The 21,523-nt window shown below is 66.3% G+C and carries 20 protein-coding genes; 9 read left to right on the top strand and 11 right to left on the bottom strand.

Translation table 11 applies throughout. From position 1 onward, the window contains the following. Together RT513_RS16790 and RT513_RS16785 are read left to right on the top strand one after the other, a co-directional pair. Positions 1-1,956 (top strand): DNA translocase FtsK (locus RT513_RS16790; protein ID WP_313534184.1); only part of this gene is annotated, 1,956 nt, incomplete at its 5' end. A 47-nt stretch (positions 1,957-2,003) separates the two neighbouring features. After that, positions 2,004-2,606 carry an outer membrane lipoprotein carrier protein LolA gene (locus RT513_RS16785; protein ID WP_313534183.1) on the top strand — a complete coding sequence of 201 codons (603 nt, stop codon included), beginning with the start codon at positions 2,004-2,006 and terminating at the stop codon, positions 2,604-2,606. 114 nt (positions 2,607-2,720) lie between these two features. On the opposite strand, the gene RT513_RS16780 is transcribed toward RT513_RS16785, so the two are convergent. Beyond that, positions 2,721-3,302 carry a transglycosylase SLT domain-containing protein gene (locus tag RT513_RS16780; RefSeq protein WP_088214754.1) on the bottom strand — a complete coding sequence of 194 codons (582 nt, stop codon included), beginning with the start codon at positions 3,300-3,302 and terminating at the stop codon, positions 2,721-2,723. A gap of 222 nt (positions 3,303-3,524) precedes the next feature. Between RT513_RS16780 and hspQ the strand changes: the two genes are divergently transcribed. Continuing rightward, positions 3,525-3,851, top strand: a complete 327-nt coding sequence (gene hspQ, locus RT513_RS16775; RefSeq protein ID WP_035713104.1) for a heat shock protein HspQ — start codon at positions 3,525-3,527, stop codon at positions 3,849-3,851. Between the two features lie 31 nt (positions 3,852-3,882). Here the strand turns inward: hspQ and zapE are convergent, their stop codons facing one another. Further along, complete coding sequence (gene zapE, locus RT513_RS16770; RefSeq protein ID WP_313534182.1) at positions 3,883-4,977, bottom strand: cell division protein ZapE; 1,095 nt, start codon at positions 4,975-4,977, stop codon at positions 3,883-3,885. A 3-nt stretch (positions 4,978-4,980) separates the two neighbouring features. Next, positions 4,981-5,862 (bottom strand): hypothetical protein, encoded by an 882-nt coding sequence (locus RT513_RS16765; RefSeq protein ID WP_313534181.1) that lies wholly within the window; start codon positions 5,860-5,862, stop codon positions 4,981-4,983. A gap of 163 nt (positions 5,863-6,025) precedes the next feature. Between RT513_RS16765 and RT513_RS16760 the strand changes: the two genes are divergently transcribed. Then, positions 6,026-7,276, top strand: a complete 1,251-nt coding sequence (locus RT513_RS16760) for an MFS transporter (RefSeq protein WP_313534180.1) — start codon at positions 6,026-6,028, stop codon at positions 7,274-7,276. Here RT513_RS16760 and RT513_RS16755 read toward each other — a convergent pair. The 5 genes from RT513_RS16755 to RT513_RS16735 form a co-directional block, all read right to left on the bottom strand. Then, complete coding sequence (locus RT513_RS16755; protein WP_313534179.1) at positions 7,273-8,196, bottom strand: ornithine cyclodeaminase; 924 nt, start codon at positions 8,194-8,196, stop codon at positions 7,273-7,275. The genes RT513_RS16760 and RT513_RS16755 overlap by 4 nt on opposite strands. Continuing rightward, positions 8,193-8,834 (bottom strand): HAD family phosphatase, encoded by a 642-nt coding sequence (locus RT513_RS16750; protein WP_313534178.1) that lies wholly within the window; start codon positions 8,832-8,834, stop codon positions 8,193-8,195. Before RT513_RS16750 ends, RT513_RS16755 begins: the two co-directional genes overlap by 4 nt. Beyond that, positions 8,831-9,289, bottom strand: a complete 459-nt coding sequence (locus RT513_RS16745; protein ID WP_313534177.1) for a YaiI/YqxD family protein — start codon at positions 9,287-9,289, stop codon at positions 8,831-8,833. Before RT513_RS16745 ends, RT513_RS16750 begins: the two co-directional genes overlap by 4 nt. Continuing rightward, positions 9,286-10,215 (bottom strand): AEC family transporter, encoded by a 930-nt coding sequence (locus RT513_RS16740; protein WP_313534176.1) that lies wholly within the window; start codon positions 10,213-10,215, stop codon positions 9,286-9,288. Before RT513_RS16740 ends, RT513_RS16745 begins: the two co-directional genes overlap by 4 nt. Before the next feature lie 587 nt (positions 10,216-10,802). Then, positions 10,803-11,279, bottom strand: coding sequence for a cytochrome c (locus RT513_RS16735; protein ID WP_313534175.1), 477 nt, complete (start codon positions 11,277-11,279; stop codon positions 10,803-10,805). Between the two features lie 120 nt (positions 11,280-11,399). Between RT513_RS16735 and RT513_RS16730 the strand changes: the two genes are divergently transcribed. The 5 genes from RT513_RS16730 (at position 11,400) to RT513_RS16710 (ending at position 18,165) form a co-directional block, all read left to right on the top strand. Further along, complete coding sequence (locus RT513_RS16730; protein WP_313534174.1) at positions 11,400-12,275, top strand: MurR/RpiR family transcriptional regulator; 876 nt, start codon at positions 11,400-11,402, stop codon at positions 12,273-12,275. A 1-nt stretch (position 12,276) separates the two neighbouring features. After that, positions 12,277-13,632 (top strand): aspartate aminotransferase family protein, encoded by a 1,356-nt coding sequence (locus tag RT513_RS16725; protein WP_313534173.1) that lies wholly within the window; start codon positions 12,277-12,279, stop codon positions 13,630-13,632. Next, on the top strand, positions 13,629-14,441 hold the full coding sequence (locus tag RT513_RS16720; protein WP_313534172.1) for a 3-keto-5-aminohexanoate cleavage protein: 813 nt from the start codon (positions 13,629-13,631) through the stop codon (positions 14,439-14,441). The genes RT513_RS16725 and RT513_RS16720 overlap by 4 nt, the downstream gene beginning before the upstream one ends. A 48-nt stretch (positions 14,442-14,489) precedes the next feature. Beyond that, positions 14,490-15,461: a TAXI family TRAP transporter solute-binding subunit gene (locus RT513_RS16715; RefSeq protein WP_313534171.1), complete on the top strand. Its 972-nt coding sequence runs from the start codon at positions 14,490-14,492 to the stop codon at positions 15,459-15,461. A 100-nt stretch (positions 15,462-15,561) separates the two neighbouring features. After that, a complete protein-coding gene (locus tag RT513_RS16710; RefSeq protein WP_313534170.1) occupies positions 15,562-18,165 on the top strand; it encodes a TRAP transporter permease in 2,604 nt (867 codons plus the stop codon). 48 nt (positions 18,166-18,213) lie between these two features. Here RT513_RS16710 and RT513_RS16705 read toward each other — a convergent pair whose 3' ends face one another. The 3 genes from RT513_RS16705 to RT513_RS16695 are packed head-to-tail and all read right to left on the bottom strand — an operon-like array spanning position 18,214 to position 21,518. After that, positions 18,214-19,338, bottom strand: coding sequence for an acyl-CoA dehydrogenase family protein (locus RT513_RS16705; protein WP_313534169.1), 1,125 nt, complete (start codon positions 19,336-19,338; stop codon positions 18,214-18,216). 9 nt (positions 19,339-19,347) lie between these two features. Next, on the bottom strand, positions 19,348-20,139 hold the full coding sequence (locus tag RT513_RS16700) for an enoyl-CoA hydratase/isomerase family protein (protein ID WP_313534168.1): 792 nt from the start codon (positions 20,137-20,139) through the stop codon (positions 19,348-19,350). After that, positions 20,136-21,518 carry an enoyl-CoA hydratase-related protein gene (locus tag RT513_RS16695; protein WP_313534167.1) on the bottom strand — a complete coding sequence of 461 codons (1,383 nt, stop codon included), beginning with the start codon at positions 21,516-21,518 and terminating at the stop codon, positions 20,136-20,138. The genes RT513_RS16700 and RT513_RS16695 overlap by 4 nt, the downstream gene beginning before the upstream one ends. Positions 21,519-21,523 lie beyond the last annotated feature (5 nt).

Genomic DNA, 21,523 nt, shown 5'->3' with positions numbered 1-21,523 from the left:
TCCGAGCCGCCGCTTGTGCGCGCCCGCCGGCCCATGCCGCTGATCGCCAACACCCGTCCCCGGCCTCCCCTGCCCCCCGTTGCCGCACCCGCTCCCGCAGGCGCGCCGGAGCTGGACGAGCAGTTGCCCCTCGACCTTGCCGACGACTTCGACGATCTGGAGATGTTCGAGGATGTGATGCCGGAGCCGGTCATGGCCCCGGCGCCCCCCCTTCCCGCCGCGTCGCGCCGTCCCGATCCGCTCGAGATCGCCGACGAGGACGAGATGGAGGATGAGGACACCACGCGCAACATCTTCGCGCTGGACGATGACCGCGCCCCGCGAGAGGCGCCGGACGCCCGGCGGATCAAGGTGCAGCACGGCTCGCGCCGGACGGCGCAGACCGCGCCCCAACCCGCAGCACAGGCCGCGACAGCACCACGCCGCCTGCCGGTGCCGAGCTACCCCGACTACGAACATCCCCCGCTGGCGCTGCTGATGGACCCCGCGGAGATCTCCCGCCATGTCCTGCCGGACGAGGCGCTGGAGGAGAATGCGCGTACGCTTGAATCCGTTCTCGACGACTACGGGGTGAAGGGGGAGATCGTCTCCGTCCGTCCCGGCCCCGTCGTGACGATGTATGAGCTTGAACCGGCGCCAGGGCTGAAGGCCTCCCGCGTGATCGGGCTGGCAGACGACATCGCGCGGTCCATGTCGGCGCTTTCGGCCCGCGTCTCCACCGTGCCGGGCCGCTCGGTGATCGGGATCGAACTGCCGAACGAGAAGCGGGAGAAGGTCGTTCTGCGGGAAATCCTGACCTCCCGCGATTTCGGCGATACCGCGATGCGGCTGCCGCTGGCGCTCGGCAAGGATATCGGCGGGGCGGCGGTCGTCGCCAACCTCGCCAAGATGCCCCACCTGCTCATCGCGGGGACGACCGGCTCCGGCAAGTCGGTCGCGATCAACACGATGATCCTGTCGCTTCTCTACCGGCTGTCGCCGGAGGAATGCCGCCTCATCATGATCGACCCGAAGATGCTGGAACTGTCCGTCTATGACGGCATCCCGCATCTGCTCTCTCCGGTCGTCACCGATCCGAAGAAGGCGGTCGTCGCCCTCAAATGGGTCGTGGGCGAGATGGAGGAACGCTACCGCAAGATGTCCAAGATGGGCGTGCGCAACATCGAGGGCTACAACGGCCGCGTCCACGAGGCGCAGGCCAAGGGCGAGATGTTCAAGCGCACCGTCCAGACCGGCTTCGACGAGGAAACCGGCGATCCCGTCTTCGAAACGGAGGAGATCGAGCCCCGGACCATCCCCTTCATCGTCGTGATCGTCGATGAGATGGCCGACCTCATGATGGTCGCCGGCAAGGAGATCGAGGCCTGTATCCAGCGGCTGGCGCAGATGGCGCGGGCTTCGGGCATCCACCTCATCATGGCGACGCAGCGCCCCTCCGTGGACGTCATCACGGGCACGATCAAGGCGAACTTCCCCACCCGGATTTCCTTCCAGGTGACCTCGAAGATCGACAGCCGCACCATCCTCGGCGAACAAGGGGCGGAGCAGCTGCTGGGCCAGGGCGACATGCTCTACATGGCGGGCGGCTCCAAGATCACCCGCGTCCACGGGCCTTTCGTCTCCGACGAGGAGGTGGAGGAGATCGTGAACCATCTGAAGTCCTTCGGACCGCCCGAATACATGTCGGGCGTGGTCGAGGGGCCGGATGACGAACGCGCCGACGACATCGACGCAGTTCTGGGTCTCGGCGGCAATACCGATGGCGAGGACTCGCTCTACGATCAGGCGGTTGCCATCGTGGCGAAGGACCGCAAGTGCTCCACCTCCTACATCCAGCGCAAGCTCGGCATCGGCTACAACAAGGCCGCGAAGCTGGTGGAGCAGATGGAGGATGAGGGCGTCGTCTCCCCCGCCAACCATGTCGGCAAGCGCGAGGTGCTGGTCCCGGAGCCGTGATCGCGCGTGGGGATGGCAGAGCGCGCGGGATGCGATAAATAGGCGATATGAAGATCTTCTCCCGCGTTGTCGCCGTCATCCTCGTGCTCCTCATGGCCCTGCCCGCCTTTGCGCAGGAGGTGCCGCTGTCGGAGCTGTCGCGTTACCTGAACGGGCTGCGCACGGCGGAAGCGCCGTTCACGCAGATCAATGCCGATGGCTCCCGTGCCGAGGGCACCGTCTATATCCGCCGTCCGGGGCGGATGCGGTTCGAATACAATGCGCCGGTTCGCAACCTCGTCATGGCGGGCGGCGGACAGGTGGCTATCTTCGACGCGAAGTCGAACTCCGGCCCGCAGCAGTATCCGCTGAGCAAGACGCCGCTGAACCTGATCCTCGCCCCCACTGTCGATCTCGGGCAGGCGCGGATGGTCGTGGGGCACGGAACGCAGGGCAGCGATACCTATGTGATCGCGCAGGATCCGAAGAACCCGCAATACGGGCAGATACGGCTGGTGTTTTCTTCCAATCCCATCGCGCTGAAGCAATGGATCATCACCGACGAGGCGGGCACCCAGACGACGACACAGCTCGGCCCGCTAAAACTCGGGGAGAACTACCCGCCGTCGTTCTTCAACATCCCCCTGGAGACGGCAAAGCGGCAGCGTTGAACCTCCCGGTGCTTCGCTAACGGGTCGTTGTCTCGGGCCGGATATATCCCGGCGGGAAATCCGGCGCCCCCCCTGCAGCGTCGCCGGTTTTCCGAACTCCAATAGCGGCGGGCGTCAGATCTTGCGGCAGGAGACCAGCTGGGCGCGGTATTTCTCCGACCGTGCCGACATGCTGTTCGCAACCGACATGAGCCACGGCTTGCCCCTGTAGGTCTGCCGCGCATAGCCGCCCCGCCCCTCATGATAGGCGAGGTACTGGTTGTAGATGTCGTACACAGGAATACCGAGGGCCTGACGCGTCTGGTTCATGTACCAGCCCATGAAATCCGTCGCGTCGTGAATGTCCCTGCGGTCGGCCCCGCGGTTCCGCGTTTCGCGCTTGTATTCCTCCCAGGTGTCATCGAGCGCCTGCGCATAGCCGTAGGCGGAGGACTGGCGGCCCATCGGAATGATGCCGAGCGTGTAGCGGAACGGCGTCTTGGCATCGCCGATGAACTTGCTCTCCTGGTGAATCACCGCCATCTGGACATAGACCGGGACGCCCCAGCGCGCCTCTGTCCGGCGCATGGCCGAGAGATATTTCGGCCGTTCGCGCACGATGGCGCAGGCATCGTCGAGATTCTTCGGGGCCGAATATTTGCCGCCGCCGCATGCCGCCAACAGCAACAACACCGATAGCCGGAGGTATCTGCCCATCTGCCCCTCGTGTTCTGTCTTATTGTTTTCCAAGGTTATACGCGAAAGGGCGCGCCAGAGAAATGCCGCTGTCGTCCGATTTGCGATCAGATCCGCGAGAGCAGGCGCCTTTGCCCCTTGCAAAACGTTCATCAGACACCGCTGCGAGACAGATTGTGCCCGGCGAGATCATGGACTTTTCGACCGGCAAATCGTAACAATGATTAAAAAGAGGCCCCGCTCATGATCAAGTCAGAGGCGAAGTATCATCTCGGACAGGTCCTGCGCCACCGGAAGCATCCCTTCCGGGGGGTGGTTTTCGACGTGGATCCGGAATTCAACAATACCGAGGAATGGTATGCCTCCATACCGGAGGACAGCCGCCCCTCGCGTGAACAGCCGTTCTATCATCTTCTGGCCGAGAACGACCGGAGCTACTACGTGGCCTATGTCTCGGAACAGAACCTGCTGCCCGACGAGACCGGCGAACCGGTGGAGCATCCCGATCTGACCGACCTTTTCGGCGAATTCGAGGGCGGTCGCTATTCGCTGCATTTCCGGCTGAACTGATGCCGCCCGGAGCAGGGGAAGGTCGTCGGGTCTAGGACGGGGTCGTGGCCCCCGCCCAATCGGCGCCCTGCATCTCGCGCAAGCGGCTGGCGGTGCGCTCGAACTCGAATGCCCCCTCCCCCTCCTGATACAGATGCTCGGGGATGTCGGCGGCGGAGCAGATGAACCGCAGCCGCGCCTCATAGACCGCGTCGATCAGCGTGACGAACCGTTTCGCCTCGTTGAAGTTGGACCGGGAGAGCCGCGGAATTTCCTCAAGGATGAGCACCCGCGCGGCCCCTGTCAGCGCAAGGTAATCCGCCGGGCCGAGCGGCTTGGCGCAGAGATCCCAGAACCGCGCCCGCGCGACGCCGTTGTGGAAGGCGGGGATCTCCACCTCCCGCCCGTTGACCTTCAGGAACATCGGGCGCTTCGGCGCATGACCGGTCAGGTCGTTCCATATCCCTTCGATCGCCGCCGCGGCAGCGGCATTGGCGGGCGAGAAATAGACCGGCGCACCGGAAAGCCGGTGCTGGCGGTAATCCGTCTCGCTCTCGATCTCATGGACGGCCAGCCGCTCCTTCAGGAGCGCGATGAACGGCAGGAAAAGCTGACGGTTCAGGCCGTCCTTGTAAAGATCGTCCGGCGCGCGGTTGGAAGTAGTCACCACCACCACCCCCGCATCGAAGAGCTTCTGGAACAGCCGCCCCACGATCATCGCATCGGCGATGTCGGTGATCTGCATTTCGTCAAAGCAGAGCAGCCTGAGTTCGGTCGCGATCTTCTCCGCCACCGGCAGGATCGCATCCTGCACCCCCTGCGCCCGAGCCTCGTTCAGCCCCGCCTGCACTTCCTGCATGAAGGCGTGGAAGTGGACGCGGCGCTTCTCCGGGATATCGACGGACTCCATGAACAGGTCCATCAGCATGGACTTGCCCCGCCCTACCCCGCCCCAAAGGTAAAGGCCGGGGATCGGCTCCGGCGGCTTGCGGGTCAACCGAGCGAGAAATCCCTTCGGCTTGGGCGGCTGCGTCTCCAGCGCCGTGCGGATCGTCTCCAGCAGCGGCAGGGTGGATCGCTGCCCCGCATCGGCGCGCAACGTGCCTTCGGCGACCTTGCGGTCGTAGATTTCGCTCAATGTAGCCATGGGTCAGGTCCGTCCGAGTGTCGCGCGGCAATGGTCGAGGATGCGGCTCCAGGCAGGCCCCATCGCGGCAGTGCTCCAGATGAGCTTGCGGCCCTTCCTGTCGGTCAGTTCGGCGCCCTCCGGCATGTCGATCAGGACCTCCGGCTTGATGTCCTCACCGTTGAGCGTGATCGCAGCCTGTCGGGCGCGGCGCGCCGCCACCCAGGGCAGCTTGGCGCGAAGCAGGATCGGCCAGCGCCAGGGGAACATGAACTCCCACGTGAACTTGACCGCATAATCCCTTGGAAGGGCAGCCATATGAGGCTGCGCACACCAGCTGATGAAGCGCTCGTCGGCGATCATCGGGCGGAAGTCGCCGTGATTGGGAAACCGCGCATCCAGCTCCCGGAAACGTTGCGCGATATAATGCCCCTCCGCCGGGTGCCAGACCACGACGGAAGAGTTTCCCCGCGCGTAGTGCTTCCCCTTCGACAGCCGATAGACCAGCCGCCCCAACGCGCCGAAGGGAATGATCGCGCTTTGCAGCATCAGCACGGATTGCCGGTCCCGCATGAAACCGATGCCCCGCGACATGTCGCCCGTGATCACGGTGTCCAGATCGACATAGGTGGCCGGCAGATCGACCGGGACCACCCCCTCCTCGAACATCGCCAGCTTGGCCTGACAGCCGGAGCGGCGGAAGCGTTCACGCAGGAAAAACTCTGGGAATGGACGCAGCATCACGGCGGGGTCCAGCCCCGGCTTCGGCAGTTCGGTGATGAGGACGAAACGCGGCACGCTCGCCGCCTGCCTGCGGATTTCCCCGACCAGATGGTTCAGAACTTCCACGGGATAGCGCGTGCCCCAGCAGACCATGACGCACTGCCATGTCTCCGCACCGGCCATGTTCATCCTCCTGAAAGATCGCGCGCGACCCTATCCGCTGCCCGCAAGGGACACAACCACCCCTCCGCCGCGCATCCTTCGCATTCCGTGATGCTTCCATCACAAATCATCAATTGACGGCTGGGTGCCTGCCGCGCAAAACCTGTGGACGAGGAGACCTCCCATGACGAACACCCTGAGCCGCGACCGCCTGTTCACCCCGATACTCATCGGCGGGTGCATCATCATCCTGATCAACTTCGCGATCCGCGCCTCCTTCGGGGTGTTCCAGATCCCGGTGGCGGAGGAGTTCGGCTGGCCGCGCTCCTACTTCTCGCTCGCCATCGCCATCCAGAACCTCGCCTGGGGGATCGGGCAACCGGTGTTCGGCGCGATCGCGGAACGCTGGGGCGACAAGCGGGCGATCATCATCGGGGCGCTGTTCTATGCGGCGGGCTTGGCGCTCACTGCCTGGGCCTCGACGCCCGGCATGGTCCAGTTGCTGGAAGTGCTGGTGGGCTTCGGTATCGCGGGCACCGGGTTTGGCGTGATCCTCGCGGTCGTCGGGCGGTCCGCGTCCGATGACAACCGGTCCCTCGCGCTTGGCGTGGTGACCGCGGCGGGATCGGCGGGCCAGATCATCGGCGCGCCCATCGCCGAGCTGCTGCTCGCGCAGTTCCCGTGGCAGACCGTGTTCATCATTTTCGCCGGCGCCATCCTTTGCGCGCTGTTCGCCCTGCCGCTTATCCGCGCGCCGGAGCGGGCGAGCACCGAGGTGGACGAACCCCTGGGGCGTGTCCTCGCCCGTGCTGTGAAAGACCCATCATATATCCTTATTTTTCTTGGTTTTTTCTCCTGCGGCTATCAGCTTGGCTTCATTACCGCTCACTTCCCGGCCTTCGTGACAGAACTCTGCGCCCCGATCAGCGCGGGAAGCTGGCTCTCCTCCATCGGCATCACCTCCACCTCGGCGCTGGGGGCGTTGGCGATTGCGGTCATCGGGCTGATGAACGTGGGCGGCACCATCCTCGCGGGGATGCTGGGCAAGACCTATTCCAAGAAATACCTGCTCGCGGGGATCTACCTCGCCCGGACGGTCGTTTCGGCGGCCTTCATCATGGCGCCCGTGACGCCGGGTTCGGTGCTGCTGTTCTCGGCGGCGATGGGTTCGCTCTGGCTTGCCACCGTGCCGCTGACCTCCGGCCTTGTCGCGCAGATCTTCGGGCTGCGCTACATGGGGACGCTGTATGGGCTGGTGTTCTTCAGCCACCAACTCGGCAGCTTCATGGGCGTCTGGCTGGGGGGCGCGCTCTACGACATGTATGGCAACTACACGCTGGTCTGGTGGATCGGTGTGGGGATCGGCGCGTTCTCGGCGCTCGTCCACCTGCCGGTGAACGAGCGTCCCTACGCCATGCGCGGCGCGACGGCCTAGCCGTTCCGCGCGCGCCAGGCGTCGAGGATGTATCGGCTTGTCATCAGATCCAGATGCGCCCCGCCGCCGTTCTTGCAGAGCGTGATCTCCTCCGCGCTCTCCCGCCGGAAATCCCCCCGGTCGATGTCGTAGAAATCGGCGATCACGTCATCCTCGGTGATGACACCCGCCGCGATGGGCTTCATCAGTTCTCCGATATGGTGAAGGGTCGTGGCGCGCGCGTTGACGAAGATGCTCGCGCGCCGCATCGCCTCGTCATCCACCTCCCGCATGTCGGGACGGTAGGCCCCGATCAGGTCGAGATGCGTTCCCGGCTGGATCCAGCGCCCCTCGATCACCGGCTCGGAAGACATGGTGCAGGTCGCGATGATGTCGGCGGTGCTGGCGGCCTGCTCCAGATCGCTCACCGCCCGCACGCCGGGATACCGGAGCGCCAGCGCCTCCGCCGCATCCTGCTTGCGCCCCCAGACGCGGAAGCTCGCCTCCGGGAAGGCGGCCGAGTAGGCCTCTATCATCGAGGCCGCGACCGCCCCCGCCCCGACGATGAGGATATGCCTGCTGTCGGGCCGCGCCAGCAACCGAGCGGCGAGCAGGCTGTCTCCCGCCGTCTTCCACTTGGTCACCAGATGGAAATCGACGAGCGCCAGCGGGTAGCCGGTCACATCGTCGAACAGCGTGACGACCCCGTTGACGAGCGGCCTGCCCGCCCGCCGGTTCTCCGGCACGATGGTTGCGGATTTCACCGCGACGCCCAGCCCGTCGATCCAGGCGGAGCGGGAGAGGAGGGTATCGTCCTCGCGGTAGAGAAACGTATCGCCGATGCCCGAGAGCGGCAGCAGATGCCCCTGCTTCAACGCCTCCGTCAGGGCGATCCAGTCCAGATGGGCCTCCGCCTCCGGGCCGATGATCTCAATGGTCATGGCTGTACCTCCTCCTCCGTCAGCAACCCCTCGCGGACAAGCCGCCGCGCCCAGCCTTCCGGCCCGTCGAAATGGTGTGTCCGCCATCCCCGCGCGCTGGCTGCCGCGATATTGTCGATCCGGTCATCGGTGAACAGAAGGTCGGCAGGCGCAACGCCGCTGTCCTGCTCCAGAATCGCGTAGATCTGCGGGTCGGGCTTGATGACCTTCAGCTCACCGGAGACATAGCGGCGGTCGAACTCATCGAGAAACGGATAGGCTTTGCGGGCAAGGGCGAATGTCTCCACCCCGAAGTTGGTCAGTGCAAAGACCGGTATTCCCTTCCGCCTGAGCGCCCGCAGCAGATGCACCGACCCCGGTATCTCCGGCCGCGCGATGTCGAGCCAGCGATCGTGCCAGAGGCGGATCTGCGCGCCCCAGGCGGGGTGACGGTCGGCAGTGGCATAGACAGCATCCTGAAAGCTCTCGCCCCGGTCTATGCCGTCGTTCATCGCGTGCAGGTCGATCTCCGCGAACATCCGCGCCCGGTCCGCGGCGGGCATGACGCCATCGAAGAAGCGCTCGGGCTGCCATTCGATCAACACGTTGCCGATGTCGAAGACAACGGCCTTCGGGAGGGATGAGGCGGCTGCGGTCATGGGGCTTCCTTCATCGCGGCGCGAAGCTCCCGCTCCAGCGCATCCAGAAAACGGGATCGGCCGGCCTTGGCGAAGGGGCGCCCGCCACCTTGCAGGAAGGGGTCGGCGGAACGGATATCCGCCATCAGGTTCCGCTGGGCCAGCACCGGGCCGATATTGGCTTCAGTCAGCACGGATCCCTCAGGCCGCACAACACGCGCGCCGCGCTCGATCACCCGCGCGGCAAGCGGGATGTCATTCGTCACCACGACATCGCCGCGCGCCGCCCGCTCGGCGATCCAGTCGTCGGCCACGTCCGGCCCTGCGGGGACGAAGATCATCTCCACCAGCGGGTTCGGCGAGGGGCGAAGCCCGCCGTTCGAGACCATGAACAGCCGCAGCGCATGGCGCGTCGCGACCCGCTCGGCCTCCGCCTTGACCGGGCAGGCATCCGCATCGACATAGATCGCCGTCATGCCATGAGCACCCGCGCGATGATGAGCGGGAGCGTGATCACACTCGCCGCCGTGGAGAAAAGGATGGCCGTCGAAACGCGCAGCGGCGCCACGCCGTAGTGCTGGGCCAGCATATAGACATTGCCCGCAACCGGCAGCGCGGCCGTCGCCACCATCAGCCCCGCCGCGAAGGGATCGACCGGCAGCAGCCAGAACGCCACCACCGCGCAGGCAAGCGGATGCAGCAGCAGTTTCACCGCCGACAGCCAGGCCGCGACCGCAGGCCGCTCCGCATTCCGCCCCGCGAGCGAGGCTCCAATGGCAAACAGCGCGCAAGGCGTTGCCGCCGCGCCAAGGAGCGTCACGAATTCCTTGACCGGGGCCGGCAGCGGAACGCCCGAGGCCGACCACAGCACCCCCGCCACCATCGACACGATCATCGGGTTGCCGATGAGTCCGCGCGCAAGCGAGGGGAAGATGTGCAGGTCGAACCGCCTGTCCCGCCACAGCGTCATGATGACCGTGATGAGCGTGGAGAACACGACAAGGTCGATGAGCAGCATGATCAGGATGGGTGCCGCGGCCTTCGGGCCGAGCAGCGTCACGAACATCGGCAGGCCGAAGAAGCCGGTATTCCCCACCACCCCGCACTGCGCCTCCACCGCCGCTTCCGCCACCGTGCAGCCGCGAAGAAGCGCGACCGCTCCCGTCAGCGCATAGACGGCAAGGCTCGCGCCCGCGTAGGCCGCGATGAAGACCGGCTCATGCAGCGCGGAGAGCGGCAACGAGGCTGCGAAGCCGAACAGCATCGCAGAAAGCGGCAGGAAGAACACGAATCGCGTGAGCCACGCCGTTGCTTCCGGGGAGCAGAAACCCCGCCGCGCCGCGATCCAGCCAAGGCCGATCAGCGCGAAAAAGGGCAATGTCTTGAGAAACACCGGAAGCATCGGTTTCGCCTAGCACGGTCCAGGGTGCCGGACCAGCGCCCCGCGCATCCCCGCGCCATGCTGTGTCGGCAGGAGCGCGATGGTCGCCCGATATTCAGGCCGGGAGGCGGCCTGGCATGCGCCGGGAGAGCGGTGCTCTATGCGCCTGCCCCGACGGCGGGGGCAGGTCGGGGCGATCTTCAAGCTCCGGCAAGCGCTCCAACAAGGGGAAGTTTGCAAGCGTCCGAGGGATGCAGCCGCGGAGTTGATCTTGCCAGGCGATCGCCCGCCCGCGATCATGGCTCCCCCTCCATGGCCATGCCCGCGTTTCCCGGGCACGCGGACTGTCTCGGTTCTTCGCATTCCAACGCTGACAGCTACGCCCGCCGCACCCGCGCCGGCCCCAACCGACCAGTGAAGGCCGAAATCGTGTCGATCGCCGCGCCTGCGCCCGGCCACATGTATCGGATCGGATCGGCCCGGCCACACGCACCGGATCGAGGGTGAATCAACCTCCCCCGACAACCGCCGCGCGGGCCAGGTGTGACCCAGGACCCGGAGCAGGAATTCTCAGGTCCCCGCTTCCGGGATGCGCGTTAAGCAGTCGGTCAGTCGTCCATGCGGTAGGTGTCATGGCAGCTCTTGCACGCACCCGCCATGGGCCGGAACCCGGCAGCGAGCGTCTCGGCAGAAGTTGCGTCTATGGCTTTGGCGGCAGAGGCGAGCTTGTCGGCATGGGCGACGAAATCGTCCCATTTCTCCCAGATGACCGGAAGCGCTTCGGAGGCAGGGTCGCTCTCTCTGGGCCTGAACAGCGTGTGGATACGCCCGGCATCGGTGGCGATGGTCCCCGCTGCGGCATGGGCCGCATGGCTGTCGAACGGGGCCTTCTGCTGAACCATGTCGGCGATGGATTTCAGGTTCCGACCAATATCCTTCATCAACGCCATCCGCTCCCGCACCGCGGGGTTGGTCGCCTCGCCCTCCGCATGGACGGGGCCGGACAGGGTGCCGAGGCAGAGAAGTCCGAGGGCGAGAAATAGGCCGGCGGCGCGCGCCGGCCGAGGGGTAGCTACCGTCTTCACGTGGCTGTCTCCTCCAGATTGTCTACAAAGCTTAACACGGAAGAACCGGTTGAACAGCCTCTTGGCCGGTGGGTTTTTCGTTGACACGAATGTTTCGTGCATGAAACAAGTGTTTCACACATGACCGTTAGCACCCTGCATCAACAAATCGACGCGCTCTATCCCGGCCTTTCCCCCAAAGGTCAGGAGGCGGCGAGATATATCCGCGAGCACCCGGCGGAGATCGCGCTGCACGGTCTTCGCTCGGCGGCGCGCAAGGCGGGCACGTCTCCGGCGTCGGTGCTGCGGCTGCTCCAGACGCTGGGTTTTGGAAGCTGGGCGGAGTTTCAGGCGCTGCATCAGCACTGGCTGACGGAGGACCGGTCAGCGGTGTTCTCCCGGCGGGCGGGCGATGTGGTCGCGCATCGGCGGGGGTCGGAGAGCGGTCTTCTGCTGCGGCTGGCCGAGGCGGAGACGGCAAACGCGGCCTCCGGTCTGGCGGAGGCGCAGCACCCCGCCCTTGCCAAGGCGGCGGACAGGTTGGCGGCGGCGGGCGAGATCGGGATCCTCGGGCTGCGAAGCTGTCACTCCGTCGCGTACGGGCTGGCCTACGGCCTGTCGCTCTTTCGCCCCGGCGTGCGGCTCATCGGCGCCACGGGCGGGATGATGCTGGACGAGATCGACGCCTTATCCCATGGGGCGACGCTCGTTGCCATCTCCATCGCGCCCTACAGCCGTGAGACGGTGGAAGCGACGCGCCACGGGCGCAGCCACGGGATGGGGGTCATTGCCGTCACCGATGCGCCCTTCGGCCCGCTCTCCCGACTGTCGGACATCACGCTGACCGCGACGACCGATCTTCCGGCGCATCTGGCCTCCGTCACCGGGCTTGTCGCGCTCTGCGAGGGGCTGACGAGCCTTGTTCTCACCCGTTCGGGAGAGGCGGGGCTGGCAGCCCTGCGTCTGCGCGAATCCCGCCTTTCCCAACGCTCCGCCTACCTGCCCCCTGAGGATTGACATGGCCAAGGATCTGACCGCCAACCAAACGCGCATCCTGCATCGCGACCCCGCCCGGACCCTGCCGGTGGCGATCGGGGGCGACGGACCCTATGTGATCGACAGCACCGGCCGGCGGTATCTGGATGCCTCGGGGGGCGCTGCCGTATCCTGCCTCGGGCACAGCGACCGGCGGGTGATCGAGGCCATCAAGGCGCAACTCGACCGGCTACCCTATGCCCATTCCAGTTTCTTCACCACCGAACCCGCGGAAGCGCTGGCCGATCACCTGATCTCCCGCGCGCCGGAAGGGTTGGAGCATGTCTATTTCATCTCCGGCGGCTCGGAGGCCAATGAGACGGCGCTGAAACTTGCCCGCCAGTACTTCTGGGAGAAGGGGGAGACGCAGCGGCGGCATTTCATCGCCCGCCAGCAAAGCTATCACGGCAACACGATCGCTGCGCTTTCCATCGGCGGCAATCCGGGACGCCGCGCGGTCTATGAGCCGATCCTGCTGCCCGCGAGCCATATCGAACCCTGCTTCGACTACCATTACCGCCGCGAGGGCGAGAGCATGGAGGACTATGCCCTCCGCGCCGCCGACGCGCTCGAGGCCGAGATCCTGCGGCTGGGGCCGGAGACCGTGATCGGCTTCGTGGCAGAGACGGTGGTGGGCGCGACGGCCGGTGCCGTGACCGCCGCACCCGGCTATTTCAAGCGCATCCGGGAAATCTGTGACCGCTACGGCGTGCTGCTGATACTGGACGAGGTCATGTCGGGCATGGGCCGGACCGGACGCCTTTTCGCCTGTGAGGACGAGGGCGTCGTGCCGGACCTGCTTACCTGCGCAAAGGGGCTGGGCGCCGGTTATCAGCCGATCGGGGCATGTCTGATGTCGCGCGAGATCCACGACGCGATCACCGGCGGGTCGGGCGTGTTCCACCACGGTTTCACCTATATCGGTCATGCCACCGCCTGCGCCGGCGCACTGGCGGTTCAGCACGTGATCGAGGAGGACGGCCTTCTTGCCCGCTGCCGGGATGCGGGAGCGGCGTTGCGCGCCGCGCTGGCCGACCGGCTGGGCGGAAACGCCCATGTGGGCGACATCCGTGGGCGTGGCCTGTTCATCGGCGTGGAACTGGTGCGGGACCGGGCCACGAAGGAGAGCTTCGATCCTGCGCTGAAGCTTCATAGCCGCATCCGCGCCGCCGCGATGGCGGAGGGGCTGATGGTCTATCCGGGCGGCGGCACGGTAGAAGGCACACACGGGGACCACGTTCTGCTGGCCCCTCCCTTCATCATCGGCAGCGATGAGATCGCCCTGATCGCAGAGCGGCTGGGCGATGCCATCGATACGTCGCTGAAGGCTGTCGCGTGACGCGGCCCTTTGCGATAGCGGTCGCCCCGAACGGCGCGCGACGGACGAAGGCGGACCATCCCGCCCTGCCGATGACGGCCGCGGAACTCGCCGGGACGGCGGAGTCGGCGCTTGCGGCAGGCGCGGCGATGATCCACCTGCATGTGCGCGGGGCGGACGGCGGCCATGTGCTCGACGCGGGCCTTTACCGCGAGGCGGAGGCGGCGATCCGCGCCGTCACCGGTGACGCTCTGGTGGTGCAGGTCACGACGGAGGCCGTCGGTCGCTACACGCCCGCCGAGCAGATCTCGCTTGTCGATGCGCTTCGGCCGGAATCCGTGTCGCTGGCGCTTCGCGAGATCATGCCGGAGGGCGGGGAATCCGCTGGCGCCGCCCTGTTCGAGCGGATGGAGGAATGGGGCACGCTCCACCAGATCATTCTCTACGATGCGGCCGATGTCGCGCGGCTGGAAACATTGCAGAGGCGCGGCCTGCTGCCGGAAGGACCGCTGGCGATCCTGCCCGTCATGGGCCGCTATTCCGGTACCGGGGCGGAGCGGGCGGAGCTTGACGCCTATCTGGCCGCCGGCATCGCCCGCCATGCCTTCATGCTCTGCGCCTTCGGCCCGCAGGAAGCGGCCTTCATGGCGGCGGGTGCCGCGCATGGCGGCCATGCGCGCGTGGGCTTCGAGAATAACCTCCACCTGCCCGACGGCAGCCTTGCCACCGACAATGCCGCCATCGTCGCGGCCACCGCCAGACAGACCATGCGCCCGCGCGCGACGGCGGAGGATCTCCGACGGCTGTGGCGGACGCCCGCGAACGGCTGACAATCATCAACCGGCACCCGGAACGGGGCCAGACAGGGAGAACGACCCATGAAACTCGACAGGATGCTTGGCTGCGGCCTTGCCTTCGCACTTGCCTCTACCGTGACGCCTGCCTTTGCGCAGCAGCAGTTCGTCACCATCGGCACCGGCGGCGTGACCGGGGTGTATTACGCGGCGGGCGGTGCGATCTGCCGGTTGCTGAACAAGGATCGCGCGACGCACGGCCTGCGCTGCTCCGTCGAATCCACCGGCGGCTCGGCCTATAATGCCAATGCGATCAAGCAGGGCGAGATCGACTTCGGCATGGCCCAGTCCGACGTGCAATACAATGCCTACAAGGGCGAGGGTGCCTTCAAGGATGGCGGCGCGAACGACAATCTCCGCGCGGTCTTTTCCCTCCACCCCGAGCCTTTCACCGTGCTGGCTCGCCCCGATGCCGGCGTGACCACGTTCGAGGATTTCAAGGGCAAGCGGTTCAACGTCGGCAATCCCGGTTCGGGAACGCGCGCCTCCATGGAGATCCTGCTGGACGCGCTCGGCTGGACGACGGCCGATTTCGCGCTGGCCTCCGAGCTGAAGGCCGATGAGCATGGCGCGGCGCTCTGCGACGGCAAGATCGACGGCTTCTTCTACGGCGTCGGCCACCCCTCCGCCAACATCCAGGATCCGACGACCACCTGCGGCGCAAAGCTCGTGGCGCTGACCGGTGCAGCGGTGGACAAGCTCATGGAAACCTACCCCTACTACGGGGCCGCGACGATCCCGGGCGGGCTTTACAACAACAACCCGGAACCGACGGAAACCTTCGGCGTGCTGGCGACGCTGGTCACCTCCGCCGATGAGCCGGACGAGCATGTCTATCAGATCGTGAAGGCGGTCTTCGACAACTTCGACGAGTTCAAGGCCCTCCACCCCGCCTTTGCGACGCTGGATCCGGAAACGATGGTCACGAACGGCCTCTCCGCCCCGCTGCATCCGGGGGCCGAGAAGTTCTACCGGGAGAAGGGCTGGCTGAACTGAGGCCGCACGCGGCCCGCGAAACGCCCCATCCTATGGCCCGGAAGCAATTCCGGGCCATTCCCATCCAGACCGCGCCACCCCGGCGCGAAAGGGTCAGGACATGAAAACCTCTCCTACCTCTCCCGGCCCCGCGCCGAGCGACGCGACACAGGCCGAGCTCGACCAACTCGTCGCCGATATCGATACGGGCGGGCGGAGCCCGGCCGGCCTCACCGCGCGCGTGCTTACGGTGACGGCGGTCTGCTGGTCGCTGTTCCAGCTCTGGTATGCATCGCCCCTGCCCTTCATGCTGGGCTTCGGCGTGCTGAACGACACCGAGGCGCGGGCGATCCATCTGGGCTTCGCGATCTTCCTCGCCTATCTTGCCTATCCGGCGCTCAAATCCTCCCCCCGGAACCGGATCCCGCCGCAGGACTGGCTGTTCGCGCTGATTGGGGCCTTCTGCGCCTCCTATCTTTTCTGGTTCTACGGGGCGCTCGCCCAGCGGCCGGGCCAGCCGACGACGCTTGATCTGGTGAGCGGCATCGTGGGCTTCGTGCTGCTTCTGGAGGCGACGCGCCGGGCGCTCGGCCTGCCCATGGTCATCGTGGCGCTGGTGTTCGTGGGCTACAGCTTCGGCGGGCAATACATGCCCGAAGCGATCATGCACCGCGGCGCTTCTCTGGCGAAGTTCGTGAACCACCAATGGCTGACGACGGAGGGCGTATTCGGCATCGCGCTCGGCGTCTCCACAAGCTTCGTGTTCCTGTTCGTCCTGTTCGGCACGCTGTTGGAGAAGGCGGGCGCGGGCAACTGGATGATGAACATCTCCATTGCGCTGCTCGGCCATCTGCGCGGCGGTCCGGCCAAGGTGGCCGTCGTCTCCTCCGCGCTGAACGGGGTGGTGTCGGGCTCCTCCGTCTCCAACGTGGTTTCGGGCGGTATCTTCACCATTCCGCTGATGAAGCGGACGGGGCTGTCCGGGGTGAAGGCCGGCGCGATCGAGGCCTCCGCCTCCATCAACGGGCAGATCATGCCGCCGGTGATGGGCGCCGCCGCCTTCCTGATGGTGGAATATGTGGGAATCCCCTATTCCCAGATCATCCGCCACGCGGCGCTGCCCGCGATCTTTTCCTACCTCTCGCTGCTCTACATCGTGCATCTCGAAGCGATCAAGATCGGCGCGCGGCCCATCCCCTCGGCCCCCATGCCCGCCCGTCACCGGCTGCTGCGGTTCGGACTGGGCATTTCCGGCTTTATCGCGGTGCTCTGCCTGCTGTCCTGGGGCATCGGGCTGATCCAGACGCTCGCCGGTCCGGGGGCGGGCTGGGGGCTCGCGCTCGCGGGGGGCGCGCTCTACATCGCCGCCGTCGCCTTCTCGGCGCAGTATGAAGACCTTTCGGTGGACGATCCGAACGCGCCCATCCTGCAACTGCCGCTGGCATGGGAGGTGACGCGGACGGGGCTGGATTTCCTCATCCCCATCGTCGTGCTCCTGTGGTGCCTGATGGTGGAGATGATGTCGCCGGGGCTTTCGGCCTTCTGGGCCACGCTGACCATCATCGTGATAGTGGCGACGCGAAAGGCGCTGCTCGCCGTCTTCCGCAAGCAGGATGTGGGCGCGGGCCTCCGGAGCGGCCTCATCGACCTGTGGGACGGCCTGGCGCTCGGCGCGCGGAACATGATCGGCATTGCGGTGGCCACGGCGACGGCAGGCATCGTGGTGGGCACGGTGACGCTGACGGGCCTCGGCCTCATGATGACGGAGTTCGTGGAGTTCATCTCCGGCGGCAATGTCATCATCATGCTGCTGATGGTCGCGGTCATCAGCTTGATCCTCGGCATGGGGATTCCGACGACCGCGAACTATATCCTCGTGTCCTCCCTCATGGCCCCGGTGGTGGTGAGCCTCGCCTCGCAGGCCGGGCTGTCGATCCCGCTGATCGCCGTGCATCTCTTCGTGTTCTACTTCGGCATCATGGCGGATATCACGCCGCCCGTCGGGCTTGCCGGCTTTGCCGCGGCGGCGATTTCACGCGAGGATCCGATCAAGACGAGCTTTCAGGGCGCTCTCTATTCCCTCCGCACGGCGATCCTGCCCTTCGTCTTCATCTTCAACCCGGCGATGCTGCTGCTCGATGTGCATTCATGGCCGGAGACGCTCTGGCTCTGCGCCATGTCGCTGGCGGCGATCCTGCTGTTCGCCGCCGCCACGATGAACTGGTTCGTCACGAAAAGCCGTCTGTGGGAGAGCGCGGTCCTGCTGCTCATCTGCTTTACGCTGTTCCGGCCGGACTGGTGGCTCAACCGGGTCTCTTCCCCCTATGAGCAGCGCCCCGCGGCGGAGTTCATGCAGCTGCTGGACGCGGCGCCAGAAGGCACCCGCTTCCAGTTCCGCGTCGAAGGCATGGACCTGATGGGCGATGACGTGGCCAAGACGGTGAACCTGCGCGTCGGGCCCGGACCCGCCGCAGAGCGGCTGCGGGACAACGGGCTGATGCTCATGCCGCTGGGCGACAGGCTGACGGTGGGGCCGGTCACCTTCGGCTCCTACGCCGCGCGCATGGGGATCGAGCCGGGGTTCGAGGTGACGGCAGTGCTGCAGCGCGCCGACCAGCCGTCGCACCTGTGGCCGACCGGGCTTGCGCTGCTGGCAACGGCCGGCATCGCCGCGCTGCAATGGCGGCGGCGGGAGCGGGAACGGGAGGCGCCCCTCCCCGCGTGAGGCCTGCGCTTTATCCGGGGAAAGGTCCGCTCCTCGGAGCGGGCCTTTTCACTGGTCGAGTTGCCGGGAGATGATGATCTTCTGGATGTCGGAGGTGCCCTCATAGATCTGGCACACGCGCACATCGCGATAGATGCGCTCCAGCGGGAAATCCTGCATGTAGCCGTAGCCGCCGAAGGTCTGGAGCGCGCCCGACACCACCCCTTCCGCCGTCTCCGACGCGAAGAGCTTGGCCATCGCCGCCTCGTTCAGGCAGGGAAGGCCTGCATCCTTCATCCGCGCCGCCAGCAGCACAAGTTGCCGCGCGGCCTCCAGCTTCGTGCGCAACTCCGCCAACCGGAAGGCCACGGCCTGATGCTCGATCAGCCGCTTGCCCATGGAGGTCCGCTCCCGCGCATAGGCCACAGCCGCGTCAAAGGCCGCCTGCGCCATCCCGACCGACTGGGAGGCGATGCCGATGCGCCCGGCCTCAAGGCTGGACAGCGCGATGCGATAGCCCTCCCCCTCTCCGCCGATACGGTATTCCTCCGGGATCTCCAGATCCGTGAAACGGAGGGAGCAGGTGTCGGAGCAGCGCTGACCCAGTTTCTCCTCCACCTTCGCCACTTCGTAACCGGGGGCGGAGGTGGGTGTCAGAAAGGCGGTGATCCCTTTCCGCGTGCCGTCCAGCGTGGCGAACAGGATACACCAACCGCCGATCCGGCCGGAGGTAATGAATTCCTTGCCGCCGTTGATGACATAGCGGTCACCGCGTTTCTCCGCCCTCGTGCGGATCGCGGCGGCATCGGAGCCGGCATTGGCTTCGGTCAGGGCGAAGGCGCCGATGAACTCTCCCTTTGCCGCGGGGCGGAGCACCTGCTCCTTCTGAAAATCGCTGCCGAAGCGGGTGAGGATCGCGTTGAAGGGTGCATTGTGCACCGACATGATGGTCGAGATCGCACCATCCGCCGCCGCGATCTCCATCAGCGCCAGCGCATAGCTGACGTAATCGGCCCCGACACCGTCCCATTCCTCCGGCACCGTCATGCCGAGGAACCCGAGCTCCGCCATGTCGGAAAAGACGGACGGATCGACGGTCTTGCTCCTGTCCCGCGCGGCTGCACCGGGCGCGAGGACATCCTGCGCAAAGGCGCGGGCCGTGTCGCGGATCAGGGTCTGCTCTTCATTGTACATCTGTGATCCTTATCGCCCGGTAAAGACGGGTGTCCGTTTGGCGGTGAAGGCGGCGGTGCCTTCGGCGAAATCCGCCGTGCCCGTGCCCGCGAGAAACGCCGCGCGTTCCTTCTCCAGCTGTTCGGCGAGGGTCACGTGTTCGGCCTCGTCTATGAGACGCTTGGACTGGCCGAAGGCGCGCGTCGGCCCCCGCGCCAGCGTCTCCGCCAACGCCTGAACCCGGCTGTCGAGATCGTCGGCAGGCACGACCTCGTTGATGAGCCCCCAGTCACGCGCGGTTTCCGCATCGAGCACGCGGCCCATCAGCAGAAGCTCCATCGTCCTCGCCCGCCCGAGGAGCCGCGGCGCGAACCACGTGGCCCCGCAATCGGGCGAAGACCCGAGCTTCTCGTAAGCCATGAGGAACTTCGTTCCCGTGGCCGCGACGATGATGTCGGCAGCCATCATCAGCGACAGCCCGGCCCCGGCTGCCGCCCCGCGCACGGCGGCGATCACCGGCGCATCCGCCCGGCGCAGCGCCAGGATCGCCGGGTTCAACGCGTCGAGCAGATCGTTGACCACCGGAACCGCTATCTCCGGCCCGCCGGCGAAGCTTGCCACATCGCCCCCGGCGACAAAGGCGCGCCCCTCCCCGGTGAGCACGATGGCGCGCAGACCCTCCAGCGCCGTCACCTCCCGCACCGCGGCGAGGAAGGCACGCGCCAGCGGCACGTTCAGCGCATTCAGCACCTCCGGCCGGTTGAAGGCGATCCGCGCGATGCCGGTTTGCGCGTCGAACCTTGCAAGGACCAGATCGCTCACGGCTTGGCCTTGTCTGTGATGGCTGAAATCACCGGGGACGACACGAAGCGCGGCCCGTAGGAGTATTCCAGTGCGCCCATGCGCTTCCTCAATTCTTCCTCTCCCAAATGACGGGCGAAATAAATCGGCCCTCCCAGATGCACCGGGAAACCCCAGCCCATGACCGCGCCGTAATCGGCCTCCGCCGCAAGCGCCACGGCTCCGCCCTGAAGCGCGGTTGCCGCAGTTGACACCTGGACGAACAGCAGCCTGTCCTTCACTTCCTCCAGCGAAACGGTGTCCACGGCCTGTTTGAAGGTCTTCACGCTGTTCGGTCCGTCGCGGACATCCTCCGGCGTGAGCGACATGCCGAGCTGGTCCGCCGCAGTCTGAAGCACGGCATCGGACACCCCCTCCGCCCGCAGCAGGCGCGTCTCCTCCAGCAGCGCGGACAGGCCCGACGTCACATAGGGGCCTTTCGGGTCGGTCACGTTGCGCCCCGCCTTGGCGGCGGCAATCCGCGCCTCGAAGGTGACCCAGACCATCGCGGGTGCGACATCGCCGGTAACGAGAGTGCCGAAATAATCCCGCTCGATTTTCAGCCCCGCGTCGATCGGCACGCGGGTGCCCTCGAACACGCAGGAGAGAATGGCCTGTGGCGCAGGCTGGTGACCTCCGGTTTCAGCCAGAACCTTTGCATTCCAGGTCGTGAACAGATCCATCGCCTCGGCGGACTCGGGCGCCGGCCCCGGCAGGGCGAAACCCTTCTCGTCCCAGGGCTGGACGGACCTGACGCGCCCGTCGCGGATCGCGGATTTCGCGGCAGCGAGCAGGTTTTCCGGCGGCACCACCTCATCGAGAATGCCTGCATCCAGAGCCTCGGACGCCGTCATCGGCTGCCCTTTGACCAGCACCGGCAAGGCGGCGGGGATACCGATGATCCTCGGCAGGCGCTGCGTTCCGCCCGCGCCGGGCAGGATCCCCAGCGTCACTTCCGGCAGGCCGAACCGCGCCTTCGGATTATCCGCCGCGATCCGGTAGTTGCAACCGAGCAGGATCTCCAGCCCGCCGCCAAGCGCCGTGCCGGGAGCGGCGCCCACGACGGGCTTGCCGGAGGTCTCGAACGCCCGCACCATCGCGCCCAGCGTGCCGATCCTGTCGGACGCGGCCTCCGGGGTCAGATCATAGAGATCGTGCATGATCGCGAGATCGGCTCCGGCGACGAAATCCTTCTTGCCCGAGGTCAGCACGATGGCCTTGACCGCCGGATTGGCGGCCAGCGCACGCGCCTCCGCGTCCAGCGCATCGGTGAGCGCCCAGTCGATCACGTTCATGCTCCGCCCGGGCATGTCGATGGTGACGGTCGCGATGCCTTCGGCGTCGATATCGGTCGTGAACATGTCTC

Source organism: Haematobacter sp. (genome assembly GCF_032102465.1).
GTDB lineage: Bacteria > Pseudomonadota > Alphaproteobacteria > Rhodobacterales > Rhodobacteraceae > Haematobacter.
The sequence above is the reverse complement of the archived record's forward strand: the minus strand, read 5'-3'. Positions and strand labels throughout refer to the sequence as shown.

What these genes read in the sequence shown, in the direction of transcription:
- RT513_RS16780 (WP_088214754.1), bottom strand. Translation starts at nt 3,302, where the DNA reads ATGGGCAGATACCTCCGGCTATCGGTGTTGTTGCTGTTGGCGGCATGC.
- RT513_RS16725 (WP_313534173.1), top strand. Translation starts at nt 12,277, where the DNA reads ATGGCCAAGGATCTGACCGCCAACCAAACGCGCATCCTGCATCGCGAC.
- RT513_RS16745 (WP_313534177.1), bottom strand. Translation starts at nt 9,289, where the DNA reads ATGACGGCGATCTATGTCGATGCGGATGCCTGCCCGGTCAAGGCGGAG.
- RT513_RS16730 (WP_313534174.1), top strand. Translation starts at nt 11,400, where the DNA reads ATGACCGTTAGCACCCTGCATCAACAAATCGACGCGCTCTATCCCGGC.
- hspQ (WP_035713104.1), top strand. Translation starts at nt 3,525, where the DNA reads ATGATCAAGTCAGAGGCGAAGTATCATCTCGGACAGGTCCTGCGCCAC.
- RT513_RS16785 (WP_313534183.1), top strand. Translation starts at nt 2,004, where the DNA reads ATGAAGATCTTCTCCCGCGTTGTCGCCGTCATCCTCGTGCTCCTCATG.
- RT513_RS16760 (WP_313534180.1), top strand. Translation starts at nt 6,026, where the DNA reads ATGACGAACACCCTGAGCCGCGACCGCCTGTTCACCCCGATACTCATC.
- RT513_RS16695 (WP_313534167.1), bottom strand. Translation starts at nt 21,518, where the DNA reads ATGTTCACGACCGATATCGACGCCGAAGGCATCGCGACCGTCACCATC.
- RT513_RS16765 (WP_313534181.1), bottom strand. Translation starts at nt 5,862, where the DNA reads ATGGCCGGTGCGGAGACATGGCAGTGCGTCATGGTCTGCTGGGGCACG.
- zapE (WP_313534182.1), bottom strand. Translation starts at nt 4,977, where the DNA reads ATGGCTACATTGAGCGAAATCTACGACCGCAAGGTCGCCGAAGGCACG.
- RT513_RS16740 (WP_313534176.1), bottom strand. Translation starts at nt 10,215, where the DNA reads ATGCTTCCGGTGTTTCTCAAGACATTGCCCTTTTTCGCGCTGATCGGC.
- RT513_RS16710 (WP_313534170.1), top strand. Translation starts at nt 15,562, where the DNA reads ATGAAAACCTCTCCTACCTCTCCCGGCCCCGCGCCGAGCGACGCGACA.
- RT513_RS16750 (WP_313534178.1), bottom strand. Translation starts at nt 8,834, where the DNA reads ATGACCGCAGCCGCCTCATCCCTCCCGAAGGCCGTTGTCTTCGACATC.
- RT513_RS16755 (WP_313534179.1), bottom strand. Translation starts at nt 8,196, where the DNA reads ATGACCATTGAGATCATCGGCCCGGAGGCGGAGGCCCATCTGGACTGG.
- RT513_RS16715 (WP_313534171.1), top strand. Translation starts at nt 14,490, where the DNA reads ATGAAACTCGACAGGATGCTTGGCTGCGGCCTTGCCTTCGCACTTGCC.
- RT513_RS16705 (WP_313534169.1), bottom strand. Translation starts at nt 19,338, where the DNA reads ATGTACAATGAAGAGCAGACCCTGATCCGCGACACGGCCCGCGCCTTT.